The 20,831-nt window shown below is 61.2% G+C and carries 11 protein-coding genes and 1 pseudogene; 8 read left to right on the forward strand and 4 right to left on the reverse strand.

The annotated features are described in order from the left end of the window. The 8 genes from waaC to LT40_RS17710 all read left to right on the forward strand — a co-directional run bounded on the left by waaC (nt 1) and on the right by LT40_RS17710 (nt 10,256). Nucleotides 1-1,065: a lipopolysaccharide heptosyltransferase I gene (gene waaC, locus LT40_RS17675; RefSeq protein ID WP_043192406.1), complete on the forward strand. Its 1,065-nt coding sequence runs from the start codon at nt 1-3 to the stop codon at nt 1,063-1,065. Then, nucleotides 1,065-2,186, forward strand: a complete 1,122-nt coding sequence (locus LT40_RS17680) for a glycosyltransferase family 4 protein (protein WP_043192407.1) — start codon at nt 1,065-1,067, stop codon at nt 2,184-2,186. Before waaC ends, LT40_RS17680 begins: the two co-directional genes overlap by 1 nt. Then, on the forward strand, nt 2,183-2,989 hold the full coding sequence (gene rfaP, locus LT40_RS17685; RefSeq protein WP_043192408.1) for a lipopolysaccharide core heptose(I) kinase RfaP: 807 nt from the start codon (nt 2,183-2,185) through the stop codon (nt 2,987-2,989). Before LT40_RS17680 ends, rfaP begins: the two co-directional genes overlap by 4 nt. Continuing rightward, nucleotides 2,989-3,723 (forward strand): lipopolysaccharide kinase InaA family protein, encoded by a 735-nt coding sequence (locus tag LT40_RS17690; RefSeq protein ID WP_043192409.1) that lies wholly within the window; start codon nt 2,989-2,991, stop codon nt 3,721-3,723. Before rfaP ends, LT40_RS17690 begins: the two co-directional genes overlap by 1 nt. Further along, a complete protein-coding gene (locus tag LT40_RS17695; RefSeq protein WP_043192410.1) occupies nt 3,720-4,472 on the forward strand; it encodes a lipopolysaccharide kinase InaA family protein in 753 nt (250 codons plus the stop codon). Before LT40_RS17690 ends, LT40_RS17695 begins: the two co-directional genes overlap by 4 nt. Further along, the gene (locus LT40_RS17700) at nt 4,472-5,902 is read left to right on the forward strand and encodes a lipopolysaccharide kinase InaA family protein (RefSeq protein WP_043192411.1); all 1,431 of its coding nucleotides are present in this window, start codon (nt 4,472-4,474) and stop codon (nt 5,900-5,902) included. Before LT40_RS17695 ends, LT40_RS17700 begins: the two co-directional genes overlap by 1 nt. A 105-nt stretch (nt 5,903-6,007) precedes the next feature. Beyond that, the gene (locus tag LT40_RS17705; protein WP_043192412.1) at nt 6,008-9,091 is read left to right on the forward strand and encodes a dermonecrotic toxin domain-containing protein; all 3,084 of its coding nucleotides are present in this window, start codon (nt 6,008-6,010) and stop codon (nt 9,089-9,091) included. Between the two features lie 175 nt (nt 9,092-9,266). Next, entirely contained in the window at nt 9,267-10,256 is a 990-nt protein-coding gene (locus tag LT40_RS17710; protein WP_043192413.1) for a polymorphic toxin type 44 domain-containing protein, read from the forward strand. 57 nt (nt 10,257-10,313) lie between these two features. Here LT40_RS17710 and LT40_RS22130 read toward each other — a convergent pair. The 4 genes and pseudogenes from LT40_RS22130 to LT40_RS17725 form a co-directional block, all read right to left on the reverse strand. After that, nucleotides 10,314-10,487, reverse strand: a pseudogene (locus LT40_RS22130) (hypothetical protein); the annotation flags it as partial. Between the two features lie 185 nt (nt 10,488-10,672). Continuing rightward, a complete protein-coding gene (locus tag LT40_RS17715) occupies nt 10,673-13,966 on the reverse strand; it encodes an Ig-like domain repeat protein (protein ID WP_043192414.1) in 3,294 nt (1,097 codons plus the stop codon). Between the two features lie 440 nt (nt 13,967-14,406). Continuing rightward, nucleotides 14,407-18,096, reverse strand: coding sequence for an Ig-like domain repeat protein (locus tag LT40_RS17720; RefSeq protein WP_043192415.1), 3,690 nt, complete (start codon nt 18,094-18,096; stop codon nt 14,407-14,409). Between the two features lie 488 nt (nt 18,097-18,584). After that, complete coding sequence (locus LT40_RS17725; protein ID WP_043192416.1) at nt 18,585-20,657, reverse strand: hypothetical protein; 2,073 nt, start codon at nt 20,655-20,657, stop codon at nt 18,585-18,587. Nucleotides 20,658-20,831 lie beyond the last annotated feature (174 nt).

A 20,831-nucleotide genomic window follows, 5' to 3' on the forward strand; every position in this document is an offset into this window, starting at 1 on the left:
TTGCGGGTATTGCTGATCAAGACCTCGTCCATGGGCGACGTCATTCATACCCTTCCCGCGCTGACCGATGCGGCCCGAGCCATGCCTGGCATCCGTTTCGACTGGGTGGTGGAAGAAGGCTTCGCCGAGCTTCCGAAATGGCACCCGGCCGTGGACACGGTCATTCCGGTGGCCATCCGGCGTTGGCGCAAGAACCTCTGGCAGGCCTACAAGAGCGGCGAATTCAAGCAACTGCGCCAGCGTTTGCGCGCCAACCGCTACGACCTGGTGATCGACGCCCAGGGGTTGCTCAAGAGCGCCTGGCTCACGCGCCTGGTCAAGGCCCCGGTGGCCGGCCTCGACAAAGGCTCGGCGCGCGAAGGCCTGGCCAGCCGGTTCTATCACCGGCGCCTGGCGGTTGCGCGCGGCCAGCATGCGGTCGAACGCGTGCGCCAACTGTTCGCCCTGGCGCTGGGCTACGATCTGCCCGAAGGCACCGGCGACTACGGCCTGAACCGCCTGCAGTGGCGTGACCTGATTCCCGGCCCGGCGTTCGTGGTGTTCCTGCACGGCACCACGTGGGACACCAAGCACTGGCCGGAAATCTACTGGCGCGAGTTGGCCGAACGCCTCGGCCATGCCCACATCCAGGTGCGCCTGCCGTGGGGCAACGAGGCCGAACAGGCGCGTGCGCAACGCATTGCCGCCGGCCTGAAGAATTGCGTGGTACTGCCCAAATTGAACCTGGCAGGAATGGCGCAGACCCTGGCCGAGGCCCGCGCCTGCGTGGCGGTCGACACCGGCCTGGGCCATCTGGCCGCCGCGCTGGACGTGCCGACCATCTCGCTGTTCGGCCCCACCAACGTCGGCCTGACTGGCGCCTATGGCCGTGGCCAGATCCACCTGGCCAGCGATTACCCGTCATGCGCACCCTGCATGCAGAAAAAATGTACCTACCAGCCGACGCCGGACGACCAGCGTCGGTTCGATCTCAAACGCGAGTGGCCGCTGTGTTTCACAAGCCTCAACCCCGAGCGTGTGGCAAGCCGATTGAGCGCCGTGTTACTGGCCGAGGATCTTCGTTGATGCAACTGGCATTCGTGCTCTACAAATACTTTCCCTTCGGTGGCCTGCAGCGCGACTTCATGCGCATAGCCCTGGAATGCCAGCGCCGTGGCCACAGCATCCGCGTCTACACGCTGATCTGGGAAGGCGAGGTGCCCGAGGGTTTCGAGGTGCAGGTTGCGCCGGTCAAGGCGTTCTTCAACCATCGGCGCAACGAGAAACTGCTGAGCTGGATGCAGGCCGACCTGGCCAAGCGTCCGGTCGACCGCCTGATCGGTTTCAACAAGATGCCCGGCCTGGATGTCTACTACGCCGCCGACGGCTGCTATGAAGACAAGGCGCAGAACCTGCGCCATTCGCTGTACCGTTACTGGGGTCGCTACAAGCACTTCGCCGACTACGAGCGCGCGGTGTTCGGGCGCGACGCCAAGACCGAAATCCTGATGATTTCCGAGGTTCAGCAACCGCTGTTCATCAAGCATTACGACACCCCGCTGGCGCGCTTCCACCTGCTGCCGCCGGGCATTGCCCAGGACCGCCGTGCGCCACCGGACGCGGCCTTGATCCGCGCCGAGTTCCGTGGCGAATTCATGCTCGAAGACGACGAGCTGCTGCTGGTGCAGATCGGCTCCGGCTTCAAGACCAAGGGCGTGGATCGCAGCCTCAAGGCCATGGCGGCACTGCCCGCGGCGCTGCGCAAACGCGTGCGGCTGATGGTCATCGGCCAGGACGACCCCAAGCTGTTCCAGGTGCAGAGCGCAGCGCTCGGCCTGGGCGACCGGGTGCAGTTCCTCAAGGGGCGCAGCGACATCCCGCGTTTCCTGCTCGGCGCCGACGTGCTGATCCACCCGGCCTACAACGAGAACACCGGCACCGTGTTGCTCGAAGCCGCCGTGGCCGGCCTGCCAGTGCTGGTGTCGGCGGTGTGCGGCTATGCCCATTACATCGCCGAGGCCGACGCCGGGCTGGTGCTCAGCGAGCCGTTCGAGCAGGAAGAGCTCAACCGCTACCTGCAGCGCATGCTCGAAGACGACGGCGCGCGAGCTTCCTGGTCGGCCAATGGCCTGGCGTTCGCCGACAGCGCCGACATCTACAGCATGCCCGAGCACGCCGCCGACGTTATCCTGGAGGCGCGACCATGAAACTGGTGCTTGACGAGCCGTTCAAGACGCTGTGGGCCGGACGCGATCCGTTCGTGGCCGTCGAAGCGCTGCAAGGTGAGGTGTTTCGCGAACTCGAAGCGCGCCGTACGCTGCGCACCGAAGTCGACGGCAAGGGCTATTTCGTCAAGATCCACCGCGGCATCGGCTGGGCGGAAATCGCCAAGAACCTGCTCACCGCCAAGCTCCCGGTGCTCGGCGCTGGCCAGGAATGGAAGGCCGTCCAGCGCCTGCGCGAGGCCGGAGTGCCGAGCATGACGGCAGTGGCCTATGGCGAGCGCGGCAGCAACCCGGCTGACCAGCATTCGTTCATCATCACCCAAGAGCTGGCGCCCACCATCGACCTGGAAGTGCTGAGCCTGAACTGGGCCAAGCAGTCGCCTGAACCGGTACTCAAGCGCGCGCTGATCGCCGAGGTGGCGCGCCTGGTCGGCATGATGCACCGCGCCGGCGTCAATCACCGCGACTGCTACATCTGCCACTTTCTGCTGCACACCGACAAGCCCGTCACCGCCACGGATTTCAAGCTGTCGGTGATCGACCTGCACCGCGCCCAGGTGCGTCCACGCATCACCCGTCGCTGGCGCGACAAGGATTTGGCCGCGCTATATTTCTCGGCGCTGGACATCGGCCTGACCCGCCGCGACAAGCTGCGTTTCCTGCGTGACTATTTCCAGCAGCCCCTGCGCCGCGTGCTCAAGGACGAAGCGGTGCTGCTCGGCTGGCTCGACGGCAAGGCGAACAAGCTGTACGACCGCAAGCAACGTTACGGGGACGCGCTCTGATGGCCGGCTGGAACCTGGAAGCGGGCTATGAACACCTGCAGACCGACTTCGGCAGCCTGGAAACGGTGTTCGCCCTGACCGGCGAGCGCCTGACCCGCGACCCGTTGTCCGAGGTGATTCGCGTACAGCGCGGCGGCGTCAACTATTACGTCAAGCGCTACGTGGGCGCGGGCAAGGGCCTGCGCGCGCACCTGGGCAAACCGCGAGTGAAATCCGAATGGCAGAACCTCAAGCGCTTCGCCAAGTGGGGCATTCCCACTGCCGAAGTGGTGGCCTGGGGTTTGGAACGCAATGGCGCCAGCTATGACCGCGGGGCGCTGATCACCCGCGAATTGGCCAACACCCAGGACCTGCATCACCTGGCTCTGAGCGGTGATCCACGGCTGCGCAACCGCGCCTGGGTCGACCACATCAGCCGGCAACTGGCGCAACACACACGCACCCTGCACGACAACCACTTCACCCACAACGATCTGAAGTGGCGCAACCTGTTGGTCGACGACAAGGACGTGCTGTACTTCATCGACTGCCCCAACGGCGCCTTCTGGCGCAGCTTCATGTTGCGCTATCGCATCATCAAGGACCTCGCCTGTCTGGACAAACTGGGCAAGAGCGAGCTGTCCAACACCCAGCGCCTGCGCTTCTACCTGCAATACCGCCGCCGCGAAAGGCTCAATGCGTCGGACAAGCTGCGTGTGCGCAAAATCGTCAAATTCTTCGAGGGCCGCGAATGAGCGACTTCATCGCCAGCGAGGAGCGCGCCTTGCTCGAGCGCCACGGGCTGGCCACGTTCGACACGCTGTGGAACCTGCAACTGGACGCCGTGGACGAACCCAACACCGGCCGTGGCGGCTGGAGCAGCGTGTACCGCCTGGACCTGGAAGGCCGTGGTTTCTACCTCAAGCGGCAGAGCAACTACCTGACCCGGACCCTGGCCCGGCCGTTTGGCGAGCCGACCTTTGCCCGTGAATTTCGCAACATCAGCCGCTATCGCAAGCAGGGAATCCCGGCATTGCAGGCGGTGTTCTACGGTCAGCGTCAGGTGCAGGGCGACACCCGCGCCATGCTCATGACCCGCGCGCTGGACGGCTGGTCCGATCTTGAAGCGGTATTGCAGCAATGGCCGACCCTGACCCCCGACACGCGCCGCGCGGTGCTAGTGGCGGTCGGCGAGCTGGGGCGCATCCTGCATTCGGCAGGGCAGGTGCATGGCTGCTTCTACCCCAAGCACATCTTTCTGCGCGCCACGGCAAGTGGGTACCAGGCGCAGTTGATCGACCTGGAAAAAACCCGGCCATTGCTGTTTGGCCAACGCGACCGCGCCAAGGACCTGGAACCCCTGCTGCGCCGCGCGCCACGTTGGCAGGCGGCGGATATTCGTGTGTTGCTGGCCGCCTACCTGGCCCAGCCCGAAACCAGCCCTCTGGTCGACGCCTGGCTTCAACGTTTGAGCCGCCGTCGCAGCCACAAGGAAGCCCGCTGATGCGCCTGTCTGAACTGACCCAAGCCGGCCGCAGCCCAGCTCTGCCATTGAGCATCACCCTGGCCGACGCCGCCGGCCCCGGCGAGCTGCAACTGCTGACGCTGCTGCGCGTGCTGCCCGGGCAGCGCTACGTCGGCGCCGGTGTTTGGCGCGGTCGCACCGTGCTCGCCAAGTTGCTGGTCGGCAGCAAGGCCGCTCGGCATTTCCAGCGCGAGCTGACCGGCGTGCGCCTGCTCGCCGAGCAGGGCCTGAGCACCCCGCAACTGCTCGCCGACGGCCTGCAGGAAGGCGAGGGCGGCTGGTTGCTGTTCGAGTACCTGGAAGGCGCCCATAGCCTGGCCGACGAATGGGCTCGCGTGGAAACCCTGCCGCCCCTGGCCGACGAACAAAGCGCCGTGCTCGGCGAAGCCCTTGGCGTCATCGGCCAGATGCATGGCAAAGGCCTGTGGCAGGCAGACCTGCACTTGGACAACCTGCTGCGCCACAACGCTCAGGTGTTCCTCATCGACGGCGCCGGCATCCAGGCTGAACAGGCCGGCAAGCCCCTGTCGCGACAAAAGGTGCTGGAAAACCTCGGCGTGTTCTTCGCCCAATTGCCCCGCAACCTGGAGCCCTTCACCGAAGAACTGCTGGTGTATTACCTGCTGGCCAACGGCGAACACGGCCTGCCCATGGAAGCGCTGCAGAAGCAGATCGACAAGGTCCGCGCCTGGCGCCTGAAAGATTATCTGGGCAAAGTCGGCCGCGATTGCAGCCTGTTCAGCGTCCAGGACAACGCCTCCAGCCTGCGCGCCGTACGCCGCGAAGAAGAAGCCGCCATGCTGCCCGTGCTGGAGCGTGCCGACGCCCTGCTTGAACAGGGCCACATTTACAAGACCGGCGGCGCCGCCACGGTCGGCCGCGTCCACAGCCAGGGCCGCGACCTGCTGGTCAAGCGCTACAACATCAAGAACCTGCTGCACTGGGGCAAGCGCTTCTGGCGCCCGAGCCGTGCCTGGCATTCGTGGGTCGAAGGCAACCGATTGCTGTTCCTCGGCATCGCCACGCCCAAGCCGTTGGCCGTGCTGGAGAAGCGCACGTTGTGGTTGCGCCGCGAGGCCTATCTGGTCACTGAACACCTGAGCGGCCCGGACCTGATCGAAGCCTTCGCCCCTCATGTCGACACGGGAGACGTCCCCGAAGCCCAGTTGCAGGCTTTGGACCAGCTGATCGCCGACTTGACCCGCGAGCGCATCAGCCATGGCGACCTCAAGGGCCACAACCTGTTCTGGCACAACGGCCGCTGGGCCCTGATCGACCTGGATGCTATGCAGCAGCACGGTAGCGATGCCAGCTTTGCTGCCGCCCATGCCCGCGACCGCGAGCGGCTGTTGCGCAACTGGCCGGTGAACAGTGCCCTGCGCACACTGCTGGAACAACGCCTGGGCTGAGGGCTCAGGCGGTATTCACACTCGATGGCGGTGCTATCCATGCACGCCCAAAGCGCACTCGCACGGCTCTAACCTCGTGGTCTCCCAACCCACGAGGCAACCACCATGAGCACCCTCCAGACCCCTGTCACGTCCACACTTGAAAGCGCAGGCGACCTTGCCGATACCGAAGCTGACCTACTCAGCGCCAGCACCCGCTATTGGCAAACACGCCTTGGCCAACTGATCGACCAATACCCAGACCTGGAAGGCGCCGCCTTCGCTGCGGCTCAATACCTGCTGGCGAAACTGGGTGGGTTCGATCACGACCCCTACGAAGTGTATTGGCACTGGTTCGACTCGGCCAACACCAGCCCACGCACCTACACAGGCTGGGAACACCACGGCAAACCCTTGCAATCCATGACGCTGGTGGAGCTGGTAATGCGCCGCTTCAACCTCGAGCAGCAGCGCAATCCCGATCTGCTGGCGCAAATGGGTGGTTTCTATACGGCCGATGCCCACGCCGCTCACTACAACGAGCACAACGAAGTGCGCCTGGACCCGCGCAAGGTGCTGCAGCACTTCTGGGATGGGGACTTCGCCAATCAATACCTGTCGCGCCTGCGTGGGTTCTGGATCAACCAGCAAAGCGCGTATCGCACCGTATCGAAAATCAGCATGCTGTGCAGCGCCACCTTGCAGTGCCAGCGAGGCGACATGGCGGTCGAAGATTTCCTGGAGGTCTACGCGGCCGTAGCGAACGACCCCAGCAGCCCGTTCAGCCCGGAGAAGCTCTACGGCGATAACGTTTCAAGCTCGACCACCGTGGTCCGCGCACTGGATGTGGAAGGAATGGTCAGCCACGGCGTCCTGCGCTTCTGCACTGCACAAGGGCGCGAGATTCTGTACTGCGCCATGCAGCACCCTTCATTCGTTACCGTCAAAAATGCCGAAGCACTCTACCAATGGGTGCAAAGCCACTTGGCGACGGCAGACAGCCGGCAGCGGTTCGGTGTGCAGTTCGTCAGGGCGGAGCACAACAAGCAGGCCGAATGGGCGACGCTGCAAGGGCATCTGAGCCACATAGCCAAAACCCCGTGGGCCGCACGCAAGTCGCGTCTGAACGTGCTGAACAAAAAGCTCGATGGCTACACGTTCAACTTTCTGGTCGACAGCCTCAAGGCCGACATGGAGCAGGATGCCAAGTACTTGCTGATGTCCAACAGCCGGCTGGAGAAAGGCCTGTGGATCGGCTATCTGGAAAGCTTTCTCAAGCTCTATGGTGGCTTGAGCCTGATCGGCTGGCCGGTCGCCGCGCTGTCCATTGCTGCCGGCCTGGTGGAAGTGGGCCTGTATGCCGACAAGGCCATCAATGCGCTCGACGAGAAAGAGCGGACCGAGGCCGTTCGCGGTTCCATCATTCAGGCGCTCAACCTGATTCTGACGCTGCCCTTGCTCAGTGATGCCAGCCTGCTGAGCGAGTATGACGAATTCGACATCGATACCAGTGCCCAGCTGGACGTGGATGGCGAGGTGTTGCTGCCGGACGAAGAGGATCTGGACTCGGGCGATGACATCAATGATTCGACCTTGTCGTCGAACCAGGACGAAGCGGGCGAGACGGACAGCGACTCCAGTGTGCTCGGCAGTGATTCCGACCAGGAAGATGCCACCCAGGCCCAGGCACTTCGCAATGCCCAGGATCTTGCTGCCTGGCGTCCGGTGATCATTCGCGATACCGGATTCAAACTGCACCGACACGGTCCCTTGGCGGGCTTGTATGTACGCCAGGGATTTGAAACCTATGCGCGCCTGCATTCAACCTTGTATCGCGTGCGCTATGTGCATGCCCTCAAGCAATGGGCCGTGGTCGACCCACTCAACCCCTACGGCCTGCACAGCTATATCCCGATCACCCTGCACGGCAACATCTGGAGAGCGGCAAGCCGTATCACGTTGAGCGCTACCGACGATGTCGAAACCACCCGGCTCTGGAATCTGGCTCCCAGTGACCCTGCAATAGGCGTACAGCGCCCCGCCAACACCATCAGCATCCAGGTGCCGCTGGACGACGTGGAAAAAATCATGGATCGCTACATGGTGCGTATCCCCGAGCGGGGCCATCTGCTGGCCATGTATGACGTCGAAGAACGCACCTGGCGCGCCAATCACCTGGGCAATACGGCCTACCTGTGGCGCACGCCCGAAGGCGAATGGCGCAGCGGCGATCGAGCCCAGTGGCTGCAAGGCAGCACGGCGTCCCCTGCGCCGCAGACGCTCAAGACGATCACGCTGCCGCCGTTGCCGGCGCTTTCGAACCTGGCCAAAGCCATTCCCAAGGTGTTGCACTACCTATGGATCGGCCACGAGCTGCCCAGCCAGGCGCTGCTCGATAATCTGCTGATCAACGATGTGCGCATGAAGGGCTATCGCACCATCATCCACGCCGACATGGACACGCCGCAGTTGCTTCGCCGCCTGACGTGGCAGTTCGCCGGGAAGGCCAACTTCGAAGTCAAGCCGCTGGCAGACGAAGCCTTTTTCCATGCCTTGCGTGCAGGCCCCAGCGGCGCGCAGTACGACGCGCTGCGTTCAGGCGTGGCGAAGAATTACGCCGCTGCCAGCGACCTGTTGCGCTACCCCCTGCTCGACACCTATGGCGGCATCTACACCGACGTGGACAACACCTTCGTGGCAGTGCTGGACAAGGTCGACCTGCCTGCAGGCCCCAGTGATCTGCTGCTGGACGACGCGGTGGTGCACAGCGATGTGCAATATCGGGGCTACAACAGCCATGTGCTGGGCAGCCACCCGAACAACCCGGTGCTCAAGGCGGTGATGCGTTCCATGGCGCAGCGCTACCAGGCCCGCGCCGACTTCTACACCCGGCCGCGACCCTTTCTGGACAGAGCCAAGACACCTGCTCAAATCAACGAGTTCTGGGGCTATGTGCGCACCACCTTCGACATGACCGGCCCACAGGTGCTCGATGACGTCCTGCGCGAAACTCGCCCCGACTACTACGACCTGGCCTTGCGCCCGGACCTGCGTCAATCGATGGGCATCAGCAGCCAGGAGTATGAATTGCGCCTGCTGGCGCGGGTGCAGCACTACTTTCCATTCGCCAACAAGGCCGAGATAAAGGTCGGCAGCCTGCACTCCTGGAAAACCACGCGCAAGCGTCGGGCTCTGCGCGCGCTCGTGTAGGAGCGGCTAGCAGCCGCGAAACAGCTGGTACGTTACCGGCCACTTGGCGACGGCAGATCAGGACATGTCCTTCACTTCCGTGGGACCGATCCTACAGACGTACTTCCCGTACTCCCGGAAACTTCTGTCGCTTGGCGGTCCCTCGCGGGCCAGCGGCAGAGCAGGGGAGTGGGACATGAGACTGGGATACTTCATTCGGCTGGGCGACAAGACATCGTGCGGCGGCACCGTCCTCGGCGGCGAGCGAAGCGTCACCTTGCTCGGCGTCCCACGCTCGCGCGAAGGTGATCGCGTGTCGTGCGGCAAGAGCACCGGTGAATTCCACATCGTCGGCGGCGTCGACCAGCTCAAGAGCAACGGCCGGCGCGTCGCCGGCAGCCTCGACAGCACCAGCAGCTGTGCCTGCAACGCGCTACTGATTCCGTCTTCGTTCACGACCCAGTACGAGTCGCTGCGCAGAGTCAAACCACAGCCGGCCGCCGTGCCGCGCCCAGATACGCTGCAGAACTGCGGCCACCCAGACCAGTTGCTGTCGATCACCACCTACATGGCCGGCGAGATCAACCGCAATGTCCGCCACCCCACCGTGGTCAAGATCAGACAACTCAACCGCTACGATGCAAGTCAGGACACGCGCGCTTATAAGGCGCTGCCCTGGCATGCACGCTGGTGGGCACGCGACCCGCAAGTGGTGGCCAAGGCATGTCGGGACGAAGCCGTGGCCTTGTGGGTCAATCAAATGGACAACAACAGCGATTGGAACTACCGGGCCAAAATTTCGCAGCTGCAGAACTCCAGCTGGCACAAGCAGGGCCGCTACCTCTACCACGTTGGTCTCTGGACCGGCATTCATTACGGCTACCTGGGTCTGGCCGCAGGTTTTCGCTCAGGCGTGCTGCTCGACGGCATCGACGGGCAGACGCCGCTGGAACAGCGTCGAACTCTGCGCCACTGGCACACACCCGCCGAACGGGTGGCGATCAGCATTGGGATGGAGTTGTACAAGCGCCATCCTGAAGGGGTGGTGACGGCGAAGGCGATCCTTCATGCGGTGGTGGGGGCCGAGCGGGAGAATTGGGGAGCGGGCAGGCGGGAGCATGGGTGTAGTGCTTATGCTCGACTGAGCGTCGCAAGACCCGGCGGCGCGGTCCTACAGGATGCGTAAGTGGCACAGCCAGCAGCTTCCGCTTTCTCTACAGGAAGTCGTTTAGCGAGCAAATTAGCCGGCCTGCTCCAGGCAGAACTTGGCCGATTCATAGGGCATGCGGTTCTTTGCATGCTTGTCGCGCACGAAGCGCTTCTCTTAGGGGGCGGCAATTAGCTTGTCGTTGATGTATGGGGCCGATTAAGGGTTGTGGCTAAGGGCGCCGGACAGGCCAAGAATCGTAAATGCCAAGGGTCTAGCCTCTTTGAACGGGTAGATGCGCCCGCAGGCCTCTGGGGCGGGCGGCGGGCGGCGAAAGGCGGGGATTATAGTGTAATTGCCCACCGCCCAACACTGTCGTGCCTGTCACCCCCCCCCCTGAGCCTTGAGCGGGCATTCGCGTAAGGTCGCGACGAGGCCAACACCTCAACCGTTTCCTAGTCAATTAGCTCTATCAACGAATCATCTAGGTAGATTGCCTGCAGAGGCCTGCCTGTTCCTACTGTGTCCATTAGGCCAACGTAGACATATATCGGCTCTGTCGAAGAAACGGCCTTAAAGGTTCCTGAAAGGGTTGTCATATTGCCGTTGGTAACGACGACAGTTGCAACCCCGTTCATGCCAAGCCTATTAACTACGATAGCTTTAGTAAATCGGAATGATTGCGTTGTTAGGAAGCCCAACTTTGCACTCCAGCGGTAGTTGCCTCCGACCTTCAGATGGGTAAGCGTCTTAGATATACTACCTGCCATCCCCGGACCGCCGTTCGCAGCAGCTGAGAGCACGTGACTGCCGCCAACACTTATGATGTTGCTAGGCAGTCCAATCCAGCCATGTGTATGGTTACTCTCAAAATCTGCATACTCCCGCGTCAATACATAATAGGAAAAATTCCTGGGATCAGATACCAAGCCGCTTCCATAAACTGCTCTGGCCGTAATCGAATAGCTTCGAATCGCCAGATTCGTGATGGTGAAACTCCACTTTCCGTTGCTGTCTGCAGTCACGGTGCTGATCTGTGTAGAACCATCTAGCAATTGAACCTGTTGAGACGGTGCAGCTGTTCCCATGACAACGACTTCGTCGTTGTACGTTGTCCCTCCGTGGGCGATCTCTCCATCTGAATCCCGAACAGTGGTGATTACGGGGCGGACATCAGGCACCGATTTCACTGTATAAACCCGCGGCGCAAAACTTACCGCATCCGACTCGGTCGGGCTGCCATCCAAAGCCACCTTGAAGGTCACGGTCAGCGAGGCGCCGTCCTTAAGCTCTTTGAGTTCCGCCATGGTCACGTTGACCGTCTTCCTACCTTGGCTGACCCACGTTGCGTCCGTCGGCGTAGCGGCCAAGAGCTCTTTGCTCCAGGCACTGCCGTCCTGCCGCGTGCCTGTCAGGGTTAGCCACACCGGCTGCGCCACTTCAATCATCGGCCAGCGCCCAACCCTGATGGTGGCATCCTGCATGAGTCGGCTTACATCAAACTCCGGCCCCGCCCCGCTGTTTGCCGCTTCCAGGATGATCAACTCACTCAACTCATTCGCCGGCAGCGTTCCCACCTGCAGGTTCATCAACGCCGAATTCCCCACCAAGTCCGAAGCAGGCCCCCTGAAAACCACATACCCCACCTGCACTGTCTGCCCTAGGCTGCGCACTAGCACGGTGGCCGGCACTGGTACACGCCCCTCACCGGCACCTGCCAGCATCCAGGGAATGGTTAGATCCGTACCGCCAGGCAGGCGCCAGATGATGGCAACGGTATCGCCCGCCAGAATCCGGCTGTCGCTGACGACCACCGTGGCAGTGTTACTCTCGTAAGAAGTCCCCGGCTTTACTGGCTGCCAGGTGCTGACCTCGCCGTTAGTCGCATCCACCACCTTGGGCAGCGGCCACGGCAATTCAGCCGCTGCGCCAACATGCAGTTGCAACACCTGCGAACTGCCCACTGGTTGCCCATTACGTCGGGCCTCATAACTGACGTCCACATAGCCATTGGTGTTTCCGTCAATGTAGGGCGTCTTGCCGATGCGGATTTCAAGGTTGCCCGAGCTTGGAAATGCCTGATCGGTCAGCGTGATGCTGGCGTTGGACCGACCTAGCCATTTCACGGTCAACAAGTCACCCGGGGCGAGGGTCGAGTTGGGCTCCACCACGACCTTGATGGCGTCCACAATCGCACCCGGATCAATCTCCCCGTTCGCAAACACCGGCTCCGTAGTCGGCTTGGGCAAGTTGCTCGGGATACCCACCACAGTCAGCTGCAGCGTCGGCGACAGATAGCTCACGCCTTGCGCAGTGACTTCGTAGTACACCTCCAGCACCCTGCCGGTGCCAAGGGTGATCGCAAACGCCTTGTCGATCAGCAGGCTTACATCCTGTGGCGTATTGCTGGTCACTGCATGGTTCACCGTGGTGTACATCGGCGTGCCGCTGGCGGTCTGGCCTTTCCAGTGCAGCTGGATCGTTTGTCCGCTGGCCATGAACCCGTAGGCTGGAACGATCACCTCCTGATGCGACCCGGTGACGATGTCGGGGTTGAAGGTGTTGCCGGTGACGCCGGTCAAGCGTGGTTGTGCCAGTGTCACTGGCTGGCCGATGACGGTAGCGGTCACGCGGTGCGAGCGTTTGTTCTGGCCGCCGATGATGGCGTCGTAGTAGACCGTGACACTGCTGCCGGCCAGCGCAGCAGCCTTGGCGTTTGGCACTTTGACGGTCACCCGAGAAGCACTGGCCTCGACGCGAAAGGCCGCGGTGTAGGTCAGCTGTGGCCCCAGAATCGGTTGCCCCGTCCAGGTCAGGGTGCCCTGGGTACCGGCAGGCATGTTGTTGCCGGTGACTGGAATGTACACCGTCACGTCGGCGCCGGCCAGGTCATCCATGTCCAACTGGTCATAGTCGTTGGTCTGCGGCAGCGTTGGGACGTGCAGCGAGCCTGGTACGTCCACATCCGCATGTGCTTCCAGGCTGTACAAGGACCAGTTCATCACCGTGTCATGGATTTCGTAACGCACGATCAGACCCAGGCCCGGCGTGTTGTCGATGATGTCAGCCGAGACGGTGATGGTCAGCGGCATGCTAGGGGTGGAGGCTTCGGCAGCGTTAACGGTCTTGCGGATTTCCTGGTTCGACCAGTGCAGGACGATCTCGTCGTTCTCGGCAATGTTCGCGTAACGAGGAATGGTGACCGTCAGCGGCTGGCCTGGTGTCACCGTGGCGGGAATACCGGTGGGCGGGGTGAGGTGTTCGTTCACATAGGGTGTGGACGGATCAGGATCAGGGTTGCCCGGCACACTCTGCTTGACCAGAAAAGGGCCTGCGTTGCGGGACACGCTGAACGAGTCAGAGGGCGGTACCTTGTGGTGATAGTGCAGCGTGACCTGACCGTCCTGGGGAAACACGGAAGGCAGCAGGTAGAAGGTGACGATGCCGCTTTCCAGGTGCTCCGGGCGCAGGGTCTCGACGGCCACGGCAGTGTCACCCAGATAGAGGGTGAGATCGTCGTTCTCGAGCATACCGATCTGCAACACCACCTGCACAGCCACGGGCACGGCAGGATCATGCAGGTCGTTCTTGTTCAGGCCGTTATGCACCAGCAGTGCAGGTACCTGAGGCGCAGGCAAAGTCGGCGTGCCGGGGTGATAGGGCGCGGCACCGAAGGCGCCGACGTCGGGCGACTGGCTTTGCCGGATCTGCAGTTGGAGCAGGCGCAGGGCGTTGTTGAGAGTGGTCATGGCAGGGCTCTTGTGAGGTTCAGGTGGAGAGCGACTGTTATGACGGTAGAAGAAGAATGAAGAATTAACCGGTCGAAAATATAGGCGTTTATTTTTTGAAGTAGTGGAGTACTATTAAGATGTCGAGCGGCTTTGAAAGCAAACTTTCAAGAGTATAAAGCAGGTACGGATTTATTCATTGTTGAATGCCGTGATCGATAGCCGATAGCACTGGCGAAAGTTGCTGAGTGGTTAATTAACGGGAGCCTGCAGAGATATGCCAAAAAAGCCAGGTTACACCCCGTAAGGAGGTAACCCAGCTGTAACTTTCAGTCAGGCTGAACACGCGACTGTATCGCTATGCCCAACCCCGACCAAACCTGAACAAAGTCGCGGCAGGCACTGTAACCGAGCCTTCGCGGCGCATGCGCGTTCCCGCGAAAGCCGGCTACCACCTTCCGTCACAAAGGCCGCTTGAGCATATGATGCGCAGCCGTGCCTATTCCCTGACCCGCCTCGGTTCCTTCAGCCCCCGTACTCAGGTTTCTGGTGTAGTACCGGCGGATTCCGTCCGAGGTCGTGCCGGTCCAGTACACACCGCCTGGAATACCCAAAGCCGCCACTCCGCCATGGGCAGCGCATTGCGCCCAGATCTCTGCCATCAGCTCGCGTGTGAGGATGCTGCCCGCATTGCCGGGTAGGTACCATTGCCCCGAACCTGCGTAGCGGAACAGGAACACGCCGGAAACCGCTACCGTGAAGCTCAGGCGTTGGCCGGCAGAATCGCTCACCGTGATCGTGGTATTGCCTTCGCCTCGGGATTGCACCAGGCCCGAACCATCCACGGAGGCAACATTGCTGTTGGCCGACGCATACTGATAGGGCGGAACGCCACCCGACGCACTGCGCCGCGAGGATGTTCCCGCCGGCAACGGATTGGGTAACCCTCCAGCGACGTTGATATAGATTTTTCCATTGAGTACCAGGTGCGACGTGTCCACGACCAACGGACGGTTTGCGCGTGTGAACGTTCTGGCAGCAGAAGACTGGCCGCTGCCATAGCGGGCTCTTGCCGTCATGGAATGGGCGCCGATAGCCAGCCCGCCTGTTCCCAGACTCCAGTTCCCGCCTGCGTTGACCGTGGCCGTACCCTTGGAGCTCGAGTGATCGAACACCTCTACCTGCTGATTGGGTAGGGCGGTCCCACTGACAGTGACTTGGGCATCGTAGGTAGTGCCTCCCGGTGCCACTGTTCCCCGAGAGTCGGTGACGTTGCTGATGGTGGGAACGGCATCCGCCAGGCGTGTGAACGTTCGGGGCAAGGACTGCTGGCCACTGCCGTACAACGCCTTGGCGGTGAGTGAATGCGTACCTAAGGACAGTGCATTGACACCCAGGCTCCAGGCCCCGTTGGCATTGACGGTGGTTCGGCCCTTGGAGACGCCATTATCCAACAGCTCGACATCCTGATTGGCCGTTGCCGTTCCTGACACCGTCACCTCGGCGTCGTAGGTGTCGCCGCCGTTGGCCACTTCGCCCTTGGAATCCCGCACGCCGCTGATGAGCGGCTGGGTGTCTGCCACGGATCTGACGGTGTAGGTCTTGGGGGTAAAGGTTACGGCCTGGTTCTCGTCCAGCGCTTTGCCTATGCCGACTTTCAGCTGTACGGTCAGGCTGCTGCCATCCTTGAGCGCCTTGGCTTCGGCTTGGGCCACGCGTGCCGTGCGGTAACCAAGGCTCGCCCATGCCGACTCCACCGTATTGGGTGGCGACAGCACGGTTTTTGAATACGCCGTGCCATCGGTCCTGGTACCGGCCAGCGTCAACCACACGGGCTGGCCTACCTCGATCATCGGCCAGCGACCAACCCTGAGGGTGGCATCCCCCGTCAACTGGTTCACGTCGAATTCCGGCCCAGCCCCGCTGTTTGCAGCTTCCACAATGATCAGCTCACTCAGCGCATGTGCCGGCAGCGTTCCCAATCGCAGGTTCATCAACCCGGAATTGCCCACCAGATCCGAAGCAGGCCCCCTGAACACCACATACCCCACCTGCACCGTCTGCCCCAGGCTGCGCGTCAGTACGTTGGACGGCACCGGCACACGCCCCTCACCGGCGCCAGCCAGCATCCAGGGAACGGTTAGATCCGTACCGTCAGGCAGGCGCCAGATGATGGCGACAGTATCCCCCGCCAGAATTCGGCTGTCGGTGACGACGATGGTGGCGGTGTTGCTGTCGTAAGAAGTCCCCGGCTTCACGGGCTGCCAGGTGCTGACCTCGCCATTGGTCGCATCCACCACCTTGGGCAGCGGCCACGGCAACTCAGTCGCTGCGCCAACATGCAGTAGCAACACCTGTGAACTGCCGACCGGCTGGCCGTTGCGTCGGGCCTCATAGCTGACTTCAACGTAGCCGTTGGTATTGCCGTCGATGTACGGCGTCTTGCCGATCGGTACTTCAAGATTGCCGGACACGGGGAAGCTCTGGTTGGCAATCGACGTACTGGCATTCGAGCGACCTTGCCAGTGAATGGTGAGAAGGTCCCCGGGCTGAAGGCTCGAGTTGGGCTGCACCACTACCTGGACAGTGGCGCCGACGGTGCCTGGGTCGATCTCCCCGTTCCAGAACACCGGATCGGTGGTGGGCTTGGGCAAGTCGGTTGGCACGCTCATCACGGTGAGCTCGAGCGTCGGCGAGGCATAGGTGGTGCCCTCGGTGATGATCTCGTAATACACCTTGAGCAGGGTGTTGGTGGCCAGGCTGGTGGCATACATCTTTTCGATCTGAAAATGGATGTCCTGCCGGTTGTCGCTGGCCAGGTCTTTTCTCTGCTGCACGTAGAGCGGGCTGCCGCCGGCGGCCCTTCCTTCCCAGTGCAGGATCACGGCCTGCCCGCTGGCCATGAAACCATAGGCGGGCACGACCACTTCCTGGTGGCTGCCGACGATCAGCGCCGGGTTGTAGTTATCGCCCGGAACACCCGTAAGGGTGGGCTTTTCCAGAGTCACGGCTTCACCGATCACCGCGACGCTGGTGCGTTGCGAGGGGGTGTTCACGCCGTTCAGAAGCGCCTCGTAATACACGGTGGCGGTGCTGCCGATCAGCGCCATGGCCTTGTCGTTGGGCACCATGAGGGTGATACGGGTCGTTGCTTGCTCGATCTTGAACGCCAGGGTAAAGGTCAGCCGCGGCCCGAGCACCGGAATGCCCGTCCAGGTCAGCACGCCCTCCGTGCCAAGAGGGAGGTTGCCATTGACCGGGATCTGAATGGCCACCTCGTCGCCGTCCAACTCATCCATGTCCAGTTCGTCGTAGTCGTTGGCATCACGCACGGTGGGTGCATGCAGTACCCCTGGCGGATCGACGTCAGCGTGCGCTTCCAGGCTGTACAGCGACCAGTTCATCACCGTGTCGTAAATGTCGTAGCGCACGATCAGGCCCAGGCCGGGCGTGCGATCGATGATGTCGGCCGGCACGGTCACAGTCAGCGCCATGCCAGGGGTGGAGGCTTCGGCAGCGCTGACGGTCTTGCGGATTTCCTGGTTCGACCAATGCAGGACGATCTCGTCGTTCTCGCGGATGTTCACGTAGCGGGGAATGGTCACCGTCAGTGGCCGCCCTGGCGGTACCGGGTTGGGAATGCCGGTGGGTGGGGTCAGGTGTTCGTTGACATGGGGTGTGGACAGGTCTGGATCGGGATCGCCCGGTACGTTCTGTTTGACCAGAAAAGGCCCTACGTCACGGGACACGCTGAACGAGTTGGAAGGCGGGACGCCGTGGTGATAGTGCAGCGTGACCTGGCCTTCTTGGGGAAACAGGGAAGGCGCCAGGTAGAAGGTGACAATGCCGCTTTCCAGATGCTCCGGGCGCAGGGTCTGCACGGCCACTGGCGTGTCATTCAGGTAAAGATTCAGCTCGTCGTTCACCAGCATGATGGGCTGCAGCACCACCTGCACGGCGATGGGCATGGTGGGATCGTGCAAGTCGCTTTTGTTCAGGCCATTGTGCACCACCAACGCAGGGACTTGCGGGGCGGGCAGGGTGGGCGTTCCGGGATGATAGGGCATGGCGCTGAAGGCGCTGATGCCTGGCGATCGACTTTGGCTGATCTGCAGTTGGAGCAGGCGTAGGGTGCTGTTGAGGGTAGTCATGGCAGGGCTCTTGTGAGGGTCAAGTCGAGAGCGACTGGTATGACGTTAGAAGCAGAATGGATAATTAACCGGTCGAAAATACAGGCGTTTAATTATTGGATTGATAAGGTATTATTACTGGGGCGCCTGCTTTTGAAAGCTGGCTTTCATACGTTCTAGTCAGGTACGCGTTTATTCATCTACATGCCTTGCTAGTGGCTAATAGCTAATGGTGCTGACGGAGATGTATTCGATGGTAACGTGCTGAGGGGTGTTGGCGCTTGCAATGGCGCGTATTGAAATAGCCGCGTTGATGACGCCCGGAAATGTCCTGATTCCAGGGTTTTATAAGAGGTGGGTAGGTTATTAGGTCTGCAATGAATAGCACCGGACAAGTGTCAACTCAACGCTGAAACTCGCCGATGCCAGGGTTCGTTGGCGAATGCTGCAGGGCAGCGGAAATAGCCGGATGATTTCCTGTAAAGAAGTCATCCGGCTATGAGTTACCGTCAGGCAGGTTTCACTGATGCATTGGAGACTTGGCTATTGGTATCAAAACTGCACTCGCTGCCTACCATGGTGACCTGAGTGATGCTTGGAGGATTGGTCGCACCCGTGCCAGAGGCATTGGTGATCTCATGATGGACCTCCAAATGGTTGTATCTTCCAGGGTACAACGTAGGTACGAACGCCGAAGCCAGGATACGGAAATCGATATATTTCTGGGCAAACTCTTCAGGGTTCACCGTATCGGTGGCGGTAAACTCAGTGCCTGGCAACGCGGCTCCGGGGGCGGTTGGCCTTCCGCCAATGCCTTGTCCGTTGAGCACGATCCTGTCGTTCACAGCGGCATTTGCATACGTGAGCGGGATTCGGAAGATCGCTCCGTTGGTCGTGTTGCATCTGTCCAGGAATCCAGACGCGTTGCGGTTTAAAAACTCACCCACAGGAAGCGGTCCGCCGCCGCCTGGAGTCGAACCAGGTGAAGTGACTTGCACGATCTGCACAGCGGAGTAGCTGGTGTTGGTTACCGGAGGATACGGCGACGACGCCGGAATGGTTCGCTCTACAACATACTTGAGCTGAATCGCACCAGCTCCGGCCGAACCAATCTGCGAAGCGAGCAGAGTAAAGGGGTCCAGCGTGCTATTGGAGACTTCGGTGGCCGTGACCGCGCGAGCAGCGGGTGGTACATCCGTCCCTGCGTACGACACTGTAATCAGGTCGCCCGCCAGGAGATCCCCAGCAGTGGGCCAAGGGATGGTGATGGTCGCATTTTGAGCGTACTGCGCTGCGGTGATGACGTTCGCAGTGGCACCGCTACCTGTACTCAGCAGGCTAGGCAGCGCAAGGTTTTCGTTCTCGGGCGTGTCTGGGTCTGGATCTGGGCCCGCCGGTGTGGCGATATTGACCAGCACATTGAGCAGGAGTGGAGAGGTCGCGACCAAGGCTTGGCTGCGGATGACTTGATAACTCGCCTGCGTGGTGTAGCGCAAAGCGTTATTGCCATTTGGATCGCCAGCGAGCACAGCAGCGTAGGGCACGCGGATCTTGGCCAACGGGGTATCGCCTACATTAGTGACTTTCCCAGCACCTACCATTCTATTGCCCCACAACAACACAAACTCATCGTCCACGGCAACGTTTTGGTAAGGAGGAATCTCGACATCCAGGATGCGCCCGTCTGCTTCGTCGATCACACCGTCGTCGGCAAACAGCGGAATTTCAGGTGGAGCCAGATTGATGGGCGTGTTGTGCAGTACGAACCGCACTGCCGTTTCCTGCGATATCACCGATTTATTGCCGGCGAGGTCTGTCACACGGTAGCCCAAGGTATGCGTACCATCGCCTGCTGCATCCATATCAGCAAAGGCGAACCTCAATACAACTGGGTTGGGTAGCGTATTGCCGGGTGGTAGCCGGGTCGTCGTGCCCAAGTAATCAGGCGGTCTGCCGTTGGTGGTAATGAAGGGCTCGATAAGGTCGCCCTGCCATTCTCCACTGTAAGAGGGTACCTCAGTGATCAAGTCCTGCGTGGCGGGGTCCAGATCTTGCAAAGTGATCACGTACTGACCGCCCGGCCCCGGTGTCAGACCGGGAAAAAGCAACTTACCTAGAGTCGGCCTGCCTGGCGGCGTCGTATCAACATAGGCGGGTTGACTATCGCCGAAGTCGTAAGCATCGGTATCGCCCCAATCGATGCGATAGCCAAGTCTATGGGCGACCGTGTCCCAGTCGTCGGCTGACGTCAACGGCAACTCCAGTATCAACGGAACCTTGTTGGTCTGGTCAGCTGCGGTGATTTCATAGCGACTGGAGGTGATCAGCGTACCGTCCCACTCCAATTCGAGCGCATCCGCAGGCTTTCCTAGGCCAGCGTCCGCAGGATAATAATCATCACTCCACGGTACTGCGACTTCAACCGTCGCGGCAAACGCATCAAACCTGAGGATGTTAGTGGGATACAAAGGTACTTCAGTAATTTTTTCGACGAAACTGGCTGGGGCGTACACTCTGGGCGCTCGCGGCGCCGACACGCGCGCCAACTTTTGAGTTTTGGAAAGTTGCTTGAGAACGGTCATGCCACTTCTCCTTCTAACATGGGATGCAGGTGCGCGACGTAGAGCTGTCGGCACAGGAATACTACATAACGGAATGAGTGTGCGGTGCGGCCAGCTTCAATAACAAGCCTGCAATGAGCCCGCACTTTCAAACTAGCAGGCCTATTGGAAACAGCAACTCTCAATCGTAAATCC

Source organism: Pseudomonas rhizosphaerae (assembly GCF_000761155.1).
In the GTDB taxonomy this organism is placed as follows: domain Bacteria; phylum Pseudomonadota; class Gammaproteobacteria; order Pseudomonadales; family Pseudomonadaceae; genus Aquipseudomonas; species Aquipseudomonas rhizosphaerae.